Source organism: Agrococcus baldri (assembly GCA_900114805.1).
GTDB classification, from domain to species: Bacteria; Actinomycetota; Actinomycetes; order Actinomycetales; family Microbacteriaceae; genus Agrococcus; species Agrococcus baldri.
Genome location: FOZN01000002.1, coordinates 723568 through 738816 on the forward strand (window position 1 = coordinate 723568; position 15249 = coordinate 738816).

The 15249-nt window shown below is 70.2% G+C and carries 14 protein-coding genes and 1 riboswitch; of the genes, 9 read left to right on the forward strand and 5 right to left on the reverse strand.

Features of this window, described 5'->3' with window-relative positions; all coding sequences use genetic code 11:
• Window positions 1–14 precede the first annotated feature (14 nt).
• Window positions 15–953, forward strand: coding sequence for an SDR family oxidoreductase (locus BM288_RS07740; protein WP_092917480.1), 939 nt, complete (start codon window positions 15–17; stop codon window positions 951–953).
• A gap of 75 nt (window positions 954–1028) precedes the next feature.
• Here the strand turns inward: BM288_RS07740 and BM288_RS07745 are convergent, their stop codons facing one another.
• Window positions 1029–1742: a GntR family transcriptional regulator gene (locus BM288_RS07745; protein ID WP_092917482.1), complete on the reverse strand. Its 714-nt coding sequence runs from the start codon at window positions 1740–1742 to the stop codon at window positions 1029–1031.
• 16 nt (window positions 1743–1758) lie between these two features.
• Entirely contained in the window at window positions 1759–2706 is a 948-nt protein-coding gene (locus BM288_RS07750; protein ID WP_092917484.1) for an NAD(P)-dependent oxidoreductase, read from the reverse strand.
• Window positions 2707–2736: 30 nt separating this feature from the next.
• On the opposite strand from BM288_RS07750, the gene BM288_RS07755 reads away from it, so the two are divergent.
• The 3 genes from BM288_RS07755 (at window position 2737) to BM288_RS07765 (ending at window position 6476) form a co-directional block, all read left to right on the forward strand.
• Window positions 2737–4224: an aldehyde dehydrogenase family protein gene (locus BM288_RS07755; RefSeq protein WP_177220300.1), complete on the forward strand. Its 1488-nt coding sequence runs from the start codon at window positions 2737–2739 to the stop codon at window positions 4222–4224.
• A 32-nt stretch (window positions 4225–4256) separates the two neighbouring features.
• Window positions 4257–5069 (forward strand): N-acyl homoserine lactonase family protein, encoded by an 813-nt coding sequence (locus BM288_RS07760; protein ID WP_177220301.1) that lies wholly within the window; start codon window positions 4257–4259, stop codon window positions 5067–5069.
• Between the two features lie 63 nt (window positions 5070–5132).
• Window positions 5133–6476, forward strand: coding sequence for an MFS transporter (locus BM288_RS07765; protein ID WP_092917490.1), 1344 nt, complete (start codon window positions 5133–5135; stop codon window positions 6474–6476).
• A gap of 134 nt (window positions 6477–6610) precedes the next feature.
• Here BM288_RS07765 and BM288_RS07770 read toward each other — a convergent pair whose 3' ends face one another.
• Together BM288_RS07770 and BM288_RS07775 are read right to left on the reverse strand one after the other, a co-directional pair.
• On the reverse strand, window positions 6611–7159 hold the full coding sequence (locus tag BM288_RS07770) for an NYN domain-containing protein (RefSeq protein WP_092917493.1): 549 nt from the start codon (window positions 7157–7159) through the stop codon (window positions 6611–6613).
• Between the two features lie 115 nt (window positions 7160–7274).
• Entirely contained in the window at window positions 7275–7613 is a 339-nt protein-coding gene (locus BM288_RS07775) for a hypothetical protein (RefSeq protein ID WP_092917495.1), read from the reverse strand.
• Between the two features lie 171 nt (window positions 7614–7784).
• A riboswitch (SAM riboswitch) is annotated at window positions 7785–7898 on the forward strand.
• A 37-nt stretch (window positions 7899–7935) separates the two neighbouring features.
• On the opposite strand from BM288_RS07775, the gene BM288_RS07780 reads away from it, so the two are divergent.
• Entirely contained in the window at window positions 7936–8382 is a 447-nt protein-coding gene (locus tag BM288_RS07780) for a hypothetical protein (protein WP_092917497.1), read from the forward strand.
• 100 nt (window positions 8383–8482) lie between these two features.
• Window positions 8483–8851, forward strand: coding sequence for a hypothetical protein (locus BM288_RS07785; protein WP_092917499.1), 369 nt, complete (start codon window positions 8483–8485; stop codon window positions 8849–8851).
• Window positions 8852–8902: 51 nt separating this feature from the next.
• Here BM288_RS07785 and BM288_RS07790 read toward each other — a convergent pair whose 3' ends face one another.
• Window positions 8903–10129 carry a Fic family protein gene (locus BM288_RS07790; RefSeq protein ID WP_177220314.1) on the reverse strand — a complete coding sequence of 409 codons (1227 nt, stop codon included), beginning with the start codon at window positions 10127–10129 and terminating at the stop codon, window positions 8903–8905.
• Window positions 10130–10346: 217 nt separating this feature from the next.
• Between BM288_RS07790 and BM288_RS07795 the strand changes: the two genes are divergently transcribed.
• From BM288_RS07795 to BM288_RS07805, 3 genes are read left to right on the forward strand one after another with little or no spacing between them, the layout of a single operon-like run.
• Window positions 10347–11375, forward strand: coding sequence for a 3-oxoacyl-ACP synthase III (locus BM288_RS07795; RefSeq protein WP_092917503.1), 1029 nt, complete (start codon window positions 10347–10349; stop codon window positions 11373–11375).
• Window positions 11369–14149 carry an alpha/beta fold hydrolase gene (locus tag BM288_RS07800; RefSeq protein WP_404799695.1) on the forward strand — a complete coding sequence of 927 codons (2781 nt, stop codon included), beginning with the start codon at window positions 11369–11371 and terminating at the stop codon, window positions 14147–14149. Before BM288_RS07795 ends, BM288_RS07800 begins: the two co-directional genes overlap by 7 nt.
• Window positions 14150–14159: 10 nt before the next feature.
• A complete protein-coding gene (locus BM288_RS07805; RefSeq protein ID WP_092917507.1) occupies window positions 14160–15158 on the forward strand; it encodes an NAD-dependent epimerase/dehydratase family protein in 999 nt (332 codons plus the stop codon).
• Window positions 15159–15249: the final 91 nt, after the last annotated feature.

Sequence of the window (15249 nt, forward strand, 5' to 3'; positions counted from 1 at the left end):
GAGGAGCGATACCCATGGCCGACCAGAGCAGCGCGAACGCCGACGACGCGAACCGCGAGCGCACCGACCAGTTGACCTTCCAGGATCCCGCCACGCGGTACCCCGTCATCTCCCCGCCTGAGCAAGACCAGCCTGAGCCCGGCCTCGACGAGAAGCTGCAGCCGAAGGCCGACCGCGGCGAGTTCTCCTACCGCGGCACCGGCAGGCTCGAGGGCCGCAAGGCGCTGATCACCGGCGGCGACTCCGGCATCGGCTCGGCGGTCGCCATCGCCTTCGCGCGCGAGGGCGCCGACGTCGCGATCAACTACCTGCCGCAGGAGGAGCCCGACGCGCATGACGTCAAGCGCATCGTCGAGGAGTGCGGCCGCACCGCCGTGCTGCTGCCGGGCGACCTCACCGACAAGGCGTTCTGCGAGTCGTTGGTGACGGATGCGGTGGCCGGCCTGGGCGGGCTCGACATCCTGGTCAACAACGCAGGCAAGCAGATCGCGGCGAAGAGCCTCGAGGAGCTGCCCGACGAGCAGCTGGTGGAGACCTACGCCGTGAACGTGCTGGCGATGTTCCGCATCACGAAGGCGGCGCTGCGGCACCTGCAGCCGGGCTCGACGATCATCAACACGACGTCGATCGTGGCCTACATGCCGCCGGAGGTGCTGGTGGACTACGCGTCGACGAAGGCGGCGATCAACAACTTCACGAAGAGCATGGGCCAGCAGCTCGCGCCGAAGGGCATCCGCGTCAACGCCGTCGCTCCCGGACCGATCTGGACCCCGCTGCAGCCCACCGACGGGCAGCCGAAGGAGGAGCTGCCGAAGTTCGGGCAGTCGACACCGCTCGGCCGCGCCGGCCAGCCCACCGAGCTGGCGCCCGCCTACGTCTTCCTCGCCTCGCCGGAGTCGAGCTACGTGATCGGCGAGACGCTCAACGTGAACGGCGGCATGCCGACGCCCTGACCCCCGCCGCGGACAGGCGCAGTGCGTTAGTCATGGATACCGTGTTCTCGCGCCGAGTTGTCCGGGCGTGTGCCGTCAGACGGATTCAAAAGGCGTAAGCCGATGGAACGTCTCGGCTCTTGCTGCGACAGCATGCTTCTCGGACGCTTCTCTCGCGGCTTGCGGTGATCCCGACAGGATGCCCTCGATGATCGCCTCGTGTTCGTCGACGATCGCCTGCATTCTGCTCGGGTGGTAGTTCGACGCCTGGAAGCGGCGAATTGCAACATGGACCGGGCCCAAGAGTCGCTCGAGGTAGTCGTTCCGGGCCGCCTCGGCCAGCGCTTCATGGAATCGCGCGTTGCCGCGGACGAACCGCAAGCGATCCCTGCTCTCGGACGCCTCACGCATCTCTTCGTGAGCTCGCTGAAGCGCTCTGACGCTCCTCTCTGTGGCCCGGGTGGCGGCGAGCTCGGCCGCGAATCCTTCGAGAGCGGCCCGCACCCGGTAGACCACGGCGAGGTCGTCCGGTCGAAGTTCGGTGACACGGAGGCCGGCGCCCGTCGGACTCTCGACGAGGCCCTCCTGGCGCAACCGATTGAGCGCCTCGCGCAACGGTGTCCGAGACATAGCGAGTGCTTGGCTTAGGGCTTCCTCCCTGAGCCACGTGCCGGGCTCGATGACGCCGTCGAGGATCGCTTCACGAACGGCGAACACCGCTCGATCGGCAGCTCGTGCGGGTGCAGCCGGCAGTTCCAGATAGGCGGCGATGTCGGCGAGGGCATCCCCGGAGCTCGTGGATTGCGTCACGCGGCAACTCTATGGGCTAGTCCCGCGAGCTGAAGTCAGTGTCGCACCAGCGCTCCCAGAGCTTGACTAGGGCTGCGTAGTCCTCGCGCTCGAAGCCCTCGGCCATCGCCATCTCGTAGACGCTGTGTGCCGCGGGAATCGTAAACACGGGCACACCCGCGTCCTGCGCCATCGCCAACGCCAGCGTGGAGTCCTTGCGTGCAGCCTCGAGCGACATCCCGCCCTCGTAGTCACCGGAGAAGGCGCGCTCGGCCATGCGGTGCGTCAGCGGCCGCATTAGGCCGCCGTCGGGTGCCGCGAGGATGTCGACCAGCAACTGAGGGTCGAGCCCCGAAGTCTTGCTGAGCGCCATGGCTTCGCCGAGCAGCACCATCACGACGTGCGCGACAGCGTTGTTCAGCACCTTTGCTGCCATCGCGCTGCCGGAGTGTCCGACGAACCGTCGATTGCGGGTGATCGTGGCGAACAGCGGGTCGAGAGTCTCGACGAGCGCCCGCTCGCCTGCGAGAAGCAGGCCCGACGTGCCCTCGGTCATCTGCTTGACCCCAGAGAGGATCGCGGAGTCGACGACCGTGATGCCCGTACCCTGTGTGGCATCGACGAGCGCGGTGATGTCGCTCGGATTGACCGTGCTGGTCTCGACGACGACCGCGGGCGTCGTCTCACTTGCTGCCAGTGCACGCGTGACTGCCAGGGAGATGGATGGGCGGGGCAGCGACAGCAGGATCACCGAGCACGACTCGGCGAGGGTGGCCTGCTCGGCCACGGTGATGCCGGCCTCGGCGGCGAGCGACTGGCGTTCGACAGAGGGATCGGAGCCCATCACGGAGAACGAGTTCGCGAGCCGGCCCGCGAGGGCAAGACCCATGTTGCCCAGGCCGATGACCCCGATGGGCCGCTCGAGCAGTGCAGAGGTGGTAGTCACGAAGAGGCTCCTTTGACTGGAATTGTATGCAGGTTGCATTCAATGCGTGTGCATTCTATAGTTCCATGTATGACCGAACACAACGACGGCGTTGTCACGCTGCCAGGCGGCCACGCGCTGCCCCAGGGCAGCCTCATCCACGGAGCGTGGGTGCCGAACACCGGCCCGCTGCGTGACGTCTTCGATCCTGCCACCGGCGAGTTGCTCGCGACCGTGCGCGAGGCTGCGCCCGATCAGGTCGATGCCGCGGTCGCCTCCGCGCGCGAGGCGCAGGCTGCGTGGGCCGCACGGTCGGTGCACGAGCGCGAAGCACTGCTGGTAGAGGCGGCACGGGTCATTGTCGAGCATGCAGACTTGCTCGCCGTGGTCGAGACGCTCGATACGGGCAAGCCATTGAGCCAGTCGAAGACCGACGTCTCGATCGCAGATCAGTACTTTCGCTACTACGCGCACGCGAGCCGACACTTTTTCGGCGAAACGATCCCGTCTGCATCGAACCTGCAGGTGCGCACCGAGCGCGAGCCGCATGGCGTCGTCGCGCACATCACGCCGTGGAACGCGCCGCTCAGCCAGTGGAGCCGTGGCGTTGCCCCCTCCCTCGCGGTCGGCAACACCGTCGTGGTCAAACCATCGGAGCTGGCTCCGCTGTCGACCCTCCTTGTGGCCGATCTCCTGAAGGGCGTGCTGCCGGCGGGCACGATGAACGTCATCCCCGGTGACGGCGCGCTGACTGGCGCGGCGCTCGCATCGAACCCGGGCATCGACCACCTGACGTTCACGGGTTCGGTGGCCACGGGCATCCGCGTCTCGCAGGCTGCGGCGGCCAACGTCGTCGCAACGAACCTCGAACTCGGCGGCAAGTCTGCGGCGATCGTGTTCCCTGACGCTGATCTCGAGCGCGCGGCGGCTTCGGCGGCAAACGCGCTGGTGCGCAACACGGGCCAGTCGTGCAGCGCATTGACGCGGTTTATCGTGCACAGCTCGGTCGCCGACGAGTTCGAGCGACTGCTGGTCGAGGCGACGGCGTCGATGGGCATGGGCCCAGGCATCGACGATCACAAGCTCGGACCTTTGGTCTCGCAGCAGCAGCGCGACCGTGTCGTTGAGATGGTGCGACAGGCTGCGGCTGCCGGCGCCACCATCGCGACGGGTGGCGACCTCGTCCCCACAACGCCCGACCTGAGCAAAGGGTGGTTCGTCACGCCCACCGTGCTCACCAACGTTTCGCCTGAGATGCAGATCGCCTCGACCGAGGTGTTCGGCCCCGTGCAGACCGTGCTGCATTTCGACGACGAGGCGGAAGCCGTGCGCATCGCCAACGGCACGGACTACGGCCTGACCGCCGCCGTCTTCACGCGCGACATCGGCATCGCCTCTCGTCTGAGTCGGTCGCTGCGCGCAGGCCAGGTGCAGATCAATGGCTTCATCGGAGCGGGCATGGAGATCCCCTTCGGCGGCGTCAAGCACTCGGGCGTCGGGCGAGAGAAAGGCTTCGAGGCGCTGCACGGCTACACGCAGGTCAAGACGGTCGTCACGCATCTGGAAGCGGCAGCATGACCCGGCGCCCTCTCATCCCGCGGAACGCCACGATGCGTCCTGAGTGGAAGCCGGAGCACATCTATGCGATCCGCTACGCCACTCGGCCGACCGCGCTGCGTCACGAGCACTTCTATGGCCACATCGACTGCGGCGATGACTCGATGCCCATCGACTACTTCGTCTGGCTGATCGCGGGGCAAGGCGAGGCAATCCTCGTCGACGCCGGATTCACCCCGGAGGTCGGTGCGCGTCGCGGCGACCGGATCCATCTCGGCTCGCCGCTCGAGGCCGCTGAGGCGCTGGGCTACCCCATCGCCGCCATCAAGAGCCTGATCATCACGCATGGCCACTACGACCACACCGGATACGTGCACGAGCTGCCGGCCGCCAAGGTGCACATGCAGGAGCGCGAGCTTGCGTTCTGGGTGAGCAGGCACGCGCACAAGGAGATGTACCGCGCAATCCTCGAGGAAAATGATCTACTCGAGCTCGTCCGACGCAACTTGTCAGGCGGCGTCGATCTAATCACGGGCGACGCGCAGCTTGCGCAGGGCGTGAGTGTGCACCTGGTGAGTGGCCATACCGCAGGTATGCAGGTTGTGCGCGTCGTCGTCGACGACCAGGTGGTTGTCCTCGCTTCGGACGCCTCGCACTTCTTCGAGAACATCGAGGCGGACAAGCCGTTCTCGATCACGCACAGCACGCCACAGATGTTCGACGCGTTCGACCGCGCGTTCGAGCTTGCGAGCAGCGCCACCGCGGTTGGCCAGATCATTCCTGGGCACGACCCGCGCGTGAGGGATCGCCTCGCACCCGTCGATCCAGCACTCGGGCTCGATGGCCGCGTCTGGCAGATCGTCTGACGCTCGGCATCTGTCAACCCCGAACTAGACCCCAACACCAAACCCCTCCGAAAGGAACGGTCGATGAAGACCAGCAGTTCTGCCGTGCACCCCTCACTGAAACTCGACCGGCGCGTGACCACCTCCAGCGTGATCGGCACCGTGATCGAATGGTACGAGTTCTACGTCTACGGCACCATGGCCGCACTCGTGCTCGGACAGCTCTTCTTCCCGTCGGGCGATCCGATCGTGGAGTCGCTCTCTGCCTTCGCCGCGTTCGCCGTAGGATTCCTCGCACGGCCGATCGGCGCTGCGTTCTTCGGGCACTTCGGTGACCGAATCGGCCGCAAGAAGATGCTCGTCTACAGCCTCGTCGGCATGGGCGCAGCGACCTTCGCGATCGGCATCCTCCCCACCTATGCCACCATCGGCGTGGCCGCACCGATCCTGCTCGTCCTCTGCCGCCTCATCCAGGGCTTCTCGATCGGCGGGGAATGGGGCGGAGCGATGCTCATGTCCGTCGAGCACGCCCCCGAGGGCCGCAAGAACTTCGCAGGCTCCCTCGTGCAGGTCGGCTCGCCTGCCGGACTGGTGCTCGCGACGATCGTCGTGGCGCTCGTCAACATGATGCCCGAGGATGCGTTCCTCTCGTGGGGCTGGCGCCTGCCGTTCCTGATCTCGGCAGTGCTTGTGATCGTCGGTCTGTTCATCCGTCTCAAGACGCACGAGTCGCCTGAATTCGAGAAGGTTCGCGACGAGGGCGAGCGCGTGAAGGTGCCGCTGCTCAAGACGTTCACATCGGCGCCGCTCCAGGTGCTCACGGGCATCGGCCTGACGCTTGCGCCGTTCGTTTTCTTCTACTTCCTGACCACGTTCCTGTTGACGTTCGGCGTGAACGTGCTGCAGTTCGACAGTCAGCTGCTGCTGTGGAGCGTCGCGCTCGCCGCCGGACTCGAGATCATTACGATGCCGCTCGCCGGCCTCATTGCCGACAAGTACGGGCGAGACCGCATCTTCATCATCGGTGCGATCAGCTTGCTGCTCATCGCGTTCCCCGTCATCTTCCTGCTGGTGACCAACCCGGGGAACCCGCTTATCCTGATCCTGGTGATGATCGGTGCCATGACGATCGTGCACCCGCTGACCTACGCGCTGCTGTCGACGATGTTCAGCGACCTGTTCCCGACGAACATCCGCTACACCGGTGTCTCGCTCGCCTTCCAGTTCGGCGGTGTCGTCGGCGGGTTCACGCCCCTTATCCTCACGGCGTTCCTGACATCCGATGCATCGTCGGTGCTCATCGCCGGCTACATCGCGTTCCTCTCGCTACTCACGGTGCTCGCGGGCATCAGCACGGCCGTCATTGGCGCGAAACGCCGGCGCGGCGAGATCGCAGAGGAGGTCGTGCTCGAGGGCAGCGTGCGATAGCGCCAAGGCACGTCACTGAGCGCCTGGTGGGCTGTGAGCCTGCCAGGCGCTCTTCGCGTTGACATCGAACGTCGCAGATCGACTGCGAGCCAGCGAGCAACTATTGCCCTGATGACGCGTGAGCTTGCACCGCCCTACAGGAACTCGAGCGGGTCGAACTCGTCGATCGGGATGACCCGCACGCGCGGCAGCCGGCTCGTGAAGGCGGCGACGTCGTACTCGAGGTCGAAGAACTCGATGCCGTCGACCTCGCGCAGGTCGCCCGCCATGAACTCGCCGAAGCCGACCAGGCCGACGCGGCGCTCCTCGTCCTCGGCCAACCGCTCCATCTGCGGCGCGAAGTCGCGGTCGTGGCTGACGAGCATCACGTCGGCGTCGCGGTGCACGAGCGCCTCGGCCGTGCGTTGGATGGCGATGTCGACGATCTTGCCCTCGCCGCTCAGCGGCACGGGGCGGTAGCCCATCGCGATGAGCGCCTGCACGAACGACGCGGGCAGCTCGTGCGTCACCGCGAGGAAGAAGAGGCCCTTGACGGGCTGCTGCCACGCCTCCTCGGCGAAGGTGAGCACCTTGTTCCAGCGCGGCCGCTCGTGCGGCTCCGGGCGGCGGTCGAGGATGGAGACGCCGAGCGTCGCATCGATGTTCTCGCCGTCGACGAGGAGGTAGGTGGTGCGCTCGGTCATGGCCTGACACTACCGGCGCCACCTGGCGGGCAGCGCCGATGCGCGAACGGCGGCGACGAGGATCCGTCGCCGCCGTTCGCGGTGGTGCTGGTCGCGCGATCGCTCGCGCGGCCGACTACTCGGCTGCCTGCAGCTCCTCGAGCTGCAGCTCGAGGCGGTCGCGGCTCTCGCGCATCATGTCGAGGCTGCTCTGCGCGATCGTCGCGCGGGTCTCGAGGTCGCCGTACTGCTCCTGCAGCGCGACAAGCTCGGCCTGCGTCTCGTTCGCCGAGGCGACGGCGAGGCCAGTGCCGGTGGCGCCGGCAGCGGCGACGACGACGAGCGCGACGATCCACGGCCAGCGGCGCGCCTTGCGCGCGGGCGCCGGCTGCTTCGCCGCGGTCGACGTGGTGGTCTCGGTCGCCGGCGCGGCCTCGGTCGTCGGGGTGATGTCGATGGTGCCGGTGGCGCTCATGCTGCTGCTCTCTTCGTCTCTGACCTCAGACGGATGCGCGCGGCACGGCCAACGACGCATCCGCCGTTGGAGTGAATGGGGTGTGGTCGCATCCGATCGGGACGCGCCAACAGAACATTCTCTCACCTCTGCGGACCGGCTGTCACCCACCCCGACTACAGTGACGAGCAAGCTCACGAGCTGCAGCCATCGGTACCTGGCCGGCTGCACGGCAACCCCTCCGCTGAGCGGGGTGCCCCAGGGGAAGAGCCGGCCCAGCGCGCCCGCGCGGGGCAAGTCAGCGAGCGCGGTCCGCCGTCCTCGCCGAGAGGACGGATCCGCCATGCACACCCAGCCCCCATGCTTCGACGGCCAGCCGCTGCCGACGCACCACGACGGTCTCTGGCCTGAGCGCATCCCGAAGCCGACGCCCGGAGCCGGCATCAGCTGGATCAAGGCCGCCGCCCGCGCGCAGCGCGCCTGCCCGCACGACGGCGACCGCCGCAGCGCCGACGCGTACAGCGACCGGGAGCAGTGCGTGCTGTGCGACAGGATCCTGCCGCTCGCGCCGCTGCCCGAGGTCGACCTCGACGACGCGACGAGCTCGCTCGCGTGGGCGGTCGCGTGCCTGCGGCGGCCGCCGACGTTCCCCGGCGTGCTCGCACTGGTCGAGCTCTCGCGCAGTGTGCGGCGGGCGGATGCGTCGTGGGCGTCGCGGCTGTTCGGCGACGAGATCGCGGGACTGCGCAGGCTCGGGCACACCCCGCGGCAGTACCTGCAGATGGGGTGACCGGGCCGGCAGGTTGACCGGACAGATGGGTGACCGGGCCGGCGGGTCGACCGGATAGATGGGTGACGGACCGGAAGCGCCGCCGTGGCACGATCGAGCGATGATCTCAGCACGAGCGCGGCAGGCGACCTGGGCGGCGTTCACGCTCGCGATCGTGCTGCAGCTCGTGGCCCTCTACTGGCCCTCGCCGCCGGGCGGCCCTGTCATCCCCGGCCTCGACAAGCTCGTGCACGCCGCCGTCTTCCTGCTGCCGGCGCTGCTCGGGGTGGTGGCGGGCATCCGCCCCCTCTGGCTCGGTGCCGCGCTCGTCGCGCACGCCGTCGCCTCCGAACTCGTGCAGCACCTCTTGCTGCCCGAACGCGGCGGTGACCTGTGGGACGCGGTGGTCGATGTCGTCGGCGTCGCCGTCGGTCTGGCGCTCGGGATCGCGCTCCGTCGCCGGCTGCGCCGTAGCCATCGGATGGCGTGATCTGCTGCGGCGGACACCTCGGAGCGCGTGACGCGGCTCCGCCGACCCGGATCAGCGAGCCGCGGTTCTGCGGATGCGCTCGGCGAAGCCGTCGAGGATCGCCAGCACTTCGTCGCTCTGCCACACACGATTGCGTCGGCCGACGCTCGTCTGGCGCAGCACGCCCGCGTCGACCAGCGTCATCAGCGCTCGCCCTGCTGCGGGTGCCGAGATGCCGAGGCCTTGCATCACGGCGCGGCTGTGCAGCACCGGCTGCGCGATGGCGAGGTCGATGAGGCGCCAGGCCGAGGAATCGGAGCGTGCGGCGGTGCGGGCACGCATCGCCGCGCGGGCGTGCGCCAGCTCGTCGACGAGGCCTCGGCCGAACTCCGCCGCCTGCCTGCTCGAGCGCGCGAAGGTCTCGAGGATGGGCCGGATGTCGCCGTCGCGGTATGCGCCGAGCGCCGCGAAGTAGCCCTCGGTGTCGGTCAGCAGCCCGGCAGAGATGGGCGTCGCGATGCGGCGAGCGGTGCCTGCCCGGCGCAGCATCGCATGCACGAGCGCGCGGCCGGTGCGCCCGTTGCCGTCGGTGAACGGGTGGATGGTCTCGAACTGCGCGTGCGCGAGCGTCGCGTGGGCGAGGGCGGGGATGTCGTCCCGGGCGACGAACGCCGCCAGATCGCGCATGTCGGCATCGACCCTGCCGGGCAGCGGCGGCACGAACAGCGCCGTACGCGGGCCGGCGCCCCCGCCGATCCAGACCTGCACCGTGCGCAGGGCGCCAGGGGTGTGCACGGTCTGCTCGGCCATGAGCGCCGCGTGCATCGCGAGGATGCTCGCGAGACCGGGCTCGGCGGCGAGTCGAAGCGCCGCGTCCATCGCGCGCACGTTGGCGACCACGAGCGATGCGTTGCCGCTGGATGGCTCGCCGATCTCGGCGAGCGCGAGTCGGCGGGCGCCGACGGTCAGCCCTTCGATCTTTGACGACGAGGCGCTCTCGGTGCGCAGCAGCACCGACTGCAGGGGGGCGAGCTCGAGCTCGCTGCGGAGCGCCGTATCGGCGTGCGCGTCGAGCCGCACGAGCGCCATCGTCGCCTCGTCGAGATCCGCCGCGAGATCCGTCGGGAGCGACACGGTGCGCTCTGCGATCTGCGGCACGACCGCGGCGCGGTACTCGCCGCGGTTCAGCGAGGCCTGTCGACGGGAGAGCCCGTACTCGGCATCCACCTGCCACATCGCGGTCTCGTGACCTACCGCCGGCCAGCCTTTGCTGGCCGCTGCAGGATCTCGCGTATCCATGCTCACGCTGGAATTATATACAACGGTACCGACATAGCGTTAACTATGGTGCGGGAGCCCGAACCTTTCCCTCAGCCGGCCGCTCGGTGCTTGTCTCGGCCCAGTGTCACCCCCTCATGCACGGCGAACGCACAGCCCCATGCAGGCGCACGCCGGGTGCGCTCGGTACGCTGGACGCTGGGCCGCACCGACCTACTCGGCTCTCGACGGAGTTTCTATGACCGGCAACGCGACCACCAGATTCAGCAACGTCTCACTCCTGTCGGTCGCGAGCGCCCTCCCGAGCCGGGTCACGACATCCGTCGACATCGAGGAGCGGCTTGCCGACGCGCTCTCGCGCCTGCGCCTGAAGGGCGGCCTGCTGCGCCGCGTCGCGGGCGTGCTCGAGCGCCGCAACTGGGATGCGACGGCGGGGGAGTCGGCCGACGCCGCGACCGTGCAGGCGGGCGAGCGTGCGCTCGCCGAGGCGGGCGTGAAGCCGCAGGACGTCGGCCTGCTCATCAACACCTCGGTCACCCGCAAGCACCTCGAGCCGAGCGTTGCCGTGCGGCTGCACCACGAGCTCGGCCTGCCCACGAGCGCCGTCAACTTCGACGTCGCCAACGCCTGCCTCGGCTTCGTCAACGGCATGAGCCTCGCCGCCGGCATGATCGAATCCGGCCAGATCAGCCACGCGATCGTCGTCAACGGCGAGGACGCCGACGACATCCAGGTCAACACCATCGAGCGGCTGCTGGGCGAGGACATCGACCGCGACGGCTTCCTGAGCGAGTTCGCCACTCTCACGCTCGGCTCCGGCTCGGCCGCCGCCGTGCTCGGTCGCAGCGACGAGCACCCCGACGGCCACCGCATCCTCGGCGGCGTCACGCGCGCCGCCACGCAGTTCCACGACCTCTGCGTCGGCAGCGCCGACGGCATGTACACCAACGCGAAGTCGCTGCTGAAGGGCGGCCTCGACCTCGTCGTCTCGGCGTGGAAGGAGGCGGCGCCCGACTGGAACTGGTCGCAGATGGACCGCTACATCACCCACCAGGTCTCCGCCGTGCACACGAACGCGATCATCAAGGCGGCAGGCCTCGACGCCGCCCGCGTGCCCACCACGTTCCCGCGCCTGGGCAACGTCGGCCCCGCATCCATCCCCATCACGCTCGCCGAGGAGCAGGCGACCCTGAACCGCGGCGACCGCGTGCTGCTGATGGGCGTCGGCTCCGGCCTCAACACGGCCATGATGGAGCTCGCCTGGTGACTGCCGGCGCCGCTCGCCCCACCACCGGGGCCGCCTCGCTGCCCCCGCGCGATCTGCCGGGCCTCGACCCCTCCTGGAGCCGTCTCGTCGACGTGCCGGGTGTCGGCATCGACGCGGGGCACGCGCGGCAGTGGCACTGCTTGGACACGGCGGATGCGCTGGCGCGCGCAGGCGTGCCCGTCACGTCGGGCGGCCTGGCAGGCACGATCCTCGCCGTGCACGGCAACCCCACCTGGAGCTACCTCTGGCGCTCCATCGCTGCCGAGTCGGTGCGTGCCGCGGAGGCGGGCGAGCCCGCCTGGCGGGTCGTCGCCGTCGACCAGCTCGAGATGGGCTACTCGGAACGGACCGGGCTCCACCGCACGCTGCCGCAGCGGGTCGCCGACCTGGCGGCGTTCACGGATGCGCTGCAGCTGGAAGGCCCGGTCGTCACCCTCGGGCACGACTGGGGCGGCGTCATCTCGCTCGGCTGGGCCATCGATCACCCCGAGCAGCTCGCCGCCGTCGCGCTGCTGAACACCGCCGTGCACCACCCGGCGGGCGTGCCGATCCCGGCGCCGCTGCGCCTCGCGGGCGCCCGCGGGGTGCTCGCCGCCTCCACCGTCGCCACCACCGCCTTCCTCGACACGACGCTCGCGCTCGCCTCGCCGGCGCTCGCGCCCGACGTGAAGGCAGCGTTCCGCGCGCCCTACGGGTCGGCCGACCGCCGCGGAGGCATCGGCAATTTCGTCGCCGACATCCCCGTCGACGAGCGCCACGAGAGCTTCCCCGAGCTCGAGCGCATCGCCGCCGGTGTCGCGGCGCTCGGTGCTGCGACAAACAGTGCTGCGGCAAACAGTGCTGCGGCAGACCCCGTGCCGGCGCTCATGCTGTGGGGCCCGAGCGACCCGGTCTTCGGCGACCGCTACCTCGACGACCTCGCCGACCGCCTGCCGCACGCCGACATCCACCGCTTCGAGGGCGCCAGCCACCTCGTCGCCGAGGACCGCCCCTGTGCGCCCGCAGTCCTGAACTGGCTGAAGGAGTCCGTTGGTCGAGTAGGCGCCGAAGGCGCCGTATCGAGACCGCCCACCGACCCCACCTTCACCCCCCTCTGGCGCCCCCTCGAATCCCGCGCCGCCACCCCCGCCACCGCCGACGCCACCGCCGTCATCGACATGGCCACCGGCCGCGGCCGCTCCCCGCGCCGCGTCACCTGGCGCCAGCTCGACGCCCGCGTGCGCGACATCGCCGCCGGCCTGCACGCGATGGGCGTGCGCAAGGGCGACCGCGTCTCGCTGCTCGTCAAGCCCGGCCCCACCCTCACCGCCGTCCTCTACGCGTGCCTGAAGATCGGCGCGATCGTCGTCGTCGCCGACGCGGGCCTGGGCGTCAAGGGCCTCACGCGAGCCGTACGCGGATCCTGGCCCGACCTCATCATCGGCGAGCGCCTCGGCCTCGCCGCCGCCCGCGCGCTCGGCTGGCCCGGCACCCGCATCTCCGCCGAGCGCCTCCCGAAGGCCGCAGCGCTCGCGCTCGGCGTGACCCGCAGCACCCGCGACGTCGCCGACCTCGGCGCCGGCCAGCCGCTGCCGGCAGAGCCCGGCCCCGCCGACGACGCCGCCATCCTGTTCACCTCCGGCTCGACCGGTCCCGCGAAGGGCGTCGTCTACACGCACGGCCAGCTCTCGGCGCTGCGCGACGTGCTCGGCACCCACCTCGGCATCACCGCCGACACCGGCCTCGTCACGGGCTTCGCGCCGTTCGCGCTGCTGGGCCCGGCGCTCGGCACCCTCTCGGCCACCCCCGACATGGATGTCTCCGCGCCCCGCACCCTCACCGCCACCGCGGTCGCGGCCGCCGTCACCGCATCCGACGCCGGCATCGTCTTCCTCTCACCGGCGGCGATCCTCAACGTGGTCGAGACGGCGGATGCGCTGACGCACGACGACCGCGCCGCCCTCGCCCGCGTGCACACCTTCCTCTCGACCGGAGCGCCCATCGGCGAGCCGATGCTGCGGGCCGTCGCGCGCCTCATGCCGAACGCCACGCCCCACACGCCCTACGGCATGACGGAGTGCCTGCTGGTCGCCGACATCACGCTCGCGGGCGTCAGCGACGCGGCCGCCGCGCCCGACACTGGCGTCTGCGTCGGCACGCCGATCGGAGACAACCAGGTGCTCGTCAGCGCCCTCGACTCCGACGGCGACGCCACGGGCACCCCGAGCCCCGAGCCCGGCGTCCTCGGCGAGATCGTCGTCTCGGCCCCGCACCTGAAGTCCCACTACGACCGCCTCCACCTCACCGACGTCGCCGCCACCCGCGACACCCCCGCTGGTCGAGTAGGCGCCGCAGGCGCCGTATCGAGACCAGAGCCCCAGCGCTGGCACCGCACCGGCGACATCGGCCACCTCGACGCCCAGGGCCGCCTCTGGATCGAGGGCCGCATCCAGCACGTCATCGTCACCGCCGACGGCCCGCTCGCCCCGGTCGGCCCCGAGCAGCAGGTGGAGTCGGCGGATGCGGTGCGTCGCGCCGCCGTCGTCGGCGTCGGCCCGCACGGCCTGCGCCAGGCGGTCGCCGTCGTCGAGACCACGCCCGCTGCCCGCCGCCCCGGCCTCGCCGACCCGCAGCTGACCGCCGCCGTGCGCGCCACCACCGAGCTGCCGCTCGCCGCCGTGCTCGTCGTGCCGCAGCTGCCCACCGACGTGCGCCACAACTCCAAGATCGACCGCTCGCGGCTCTCCGAGTGGGCCGACCGCATGCTCGCCGGCGCGAAGCCGAGCGCCCCGTGAGCGTGCGCGCATGAGAGTCCTCGCCACCGGAGCCTCCGGCTTCCTCGGCCGCGCCGTCGCCGCGCACCTCGTCGCCGCCGGCCACGAGGTGCGCACCCTGCAGCGCCGGCCGTCGGGTGTGCCCGGGGTGACGGATGTGCTCGGTTCCGTCACCGACGCATCCGTCGTCGCCGACGCGATCGCCGGGGATGGGCGCAGTGTCGAGGGCGTCGTGCACCTCGCCGCGAAGGTTTCGCTCGCTGGCGACCCGGACGACTTCCGGCGCGTGAACGTCGAGGGCACCCGCACGCTGCTCGACGCGGCCGAGCGCGCCGGCGTCACCCGCTTCGTGCAGGTCTCATCGCCCTCCGTCGCGCACCTGGGCACCTCGCTCGCCGGTGTCGGCGCGACCCCCGCGTCGCCCGAGCACGCGCGCGGCGACTACGCCCGCACGAAGGCCGAGGCCGAGCTGCTCGCCCTCGCCCGCGACTCGGCGGCGATGCACGTCGTCGCGGTGCGCCCGCATATCGTCTGGGGCCCCGGCGACACGCAGCTCATCGAGCGCGTGGTCGAGCGCGCCCGCCGCGGCCGAGTGCCGCTGCTCAACGGCGGCACGGCCCTCATCGACACCACCTACGTCGACAACGCCGCGAGCGGCATCGTCGCCGCACTGCACCGAGCGGATGCGGCGCACGGCAACGCCTATGTCATCACCAACGGCGAACCAAGACCGGTCGGCGACCTGCTCGCCGGCATCTGCCTGGCAGCGGGTGTGCGCCCGCCGCACGTGAGTCTCCCCGCTGCGCTCGGCCGCGCCGCTGGCTCGCTCGTGGAGCGCCTCTGGGCGCTGCCCGGCGTCGCTGCCCGCGCGGGTGGCGACGAGCCCCCGATGACGCGCTTCCTGGCCGAGCAGCTCTCGACGGCCCACTGGTTCGACCAGCGCGACACCCGCCGCGACCTCGACTGGACGCCCACGGTGTCGATCGACGAGGGCCTGCGCCGCCTCGCGGCGCACTACGCGCAAGGTTGATGCGCCCCTGGGGCAGATGCTGTCGCGCTGCAGCGTGCCTGCATGCAGACGGGTGGGAGCGAGGCGCTGAGCCCCGCTCCCACCCGGATCG

Coding starts and splice junctions, on each gene's coding strand:
- BM288_RS07740 (WP_092917480.1), top strand. CDS start 15: ATGGCCGACCAGAGCAGCGCGAACGCCGACGACGCGAACCGCGAGCGC.
- BM288_RS07750 (WP_092917484.1), bottom strand. CDS start 2,706: ATGCAACCTGCATACAATTCCAGTCAAAGGAGCCTCTTCGTGACTACC.
- BM288_RS07755 (WP_177220300.1), top strand. CDS start 2,737: ATGACCGAACACAACGACGGCGTTGTCACGCTGCCAGGCGGCCACGCG.
- BM288_RS07760 (WP_177220301.1), top strand. CDS start 4,257: ATGCGTCCTGAGTGGAAGCCGGAGCACATCTATGCGATCCGCTACGCC.
- BM288_RS07765 (WP_092917490.1), top strand. CDS start 5,133: ATGAAGACCAGCAGTTCTGCCGTGCACCCCTCACTGAAACTCGACCGG.
- BM288_RS07770 (WP_092917493.1), bottom strand. CDS start 7,159: ATGACCGAGCGCACCACCTACCTCCTCGTCGACGGCGAGAACATCGAT.
- BM288_RS07775 (WP_092917495.1), bottom strand. CDS start 7,613: ATGAGCGCCACCGGCACCATCGACATCACCCCGACGACCGAGGCCGCG.
- BM288_RS07780 (WP_092917497.1), top strand. CDS start 7,936: ATGCACACCCAGCCCCCATGCTTCGACGGCCAGCCGCTGCCGACGCAC.
- BM288_RS07785 (WP_092917499.1), top strand. CDS start 8,483: ATGATCTCAGCACGAGCGCGGCAGGCGACCTGGGCGGCGTTCACGCTC.
- BM288_RS07790 (WP_177220314.1), bottom strand. CDS start 10,129: ATGGATACGCGAGATCCTGCAGCGGCCAGCAAAGGCTGGCCGGCGGTA.
- BM288_RS07795 (WP_092917503.1), top strand. CDS start 10,347: ATGACCGGCAACGCGACCACCAGATTCAGCAACGTCTCACTCCTGTCG.
- BM288_RS07805 (WP_092917507.1), top strand. CDS start 14,160: ATGAGAGTCCTCGCCACCGGAGCCTCCGGCTTCCTCGGCCGCGCCGTC.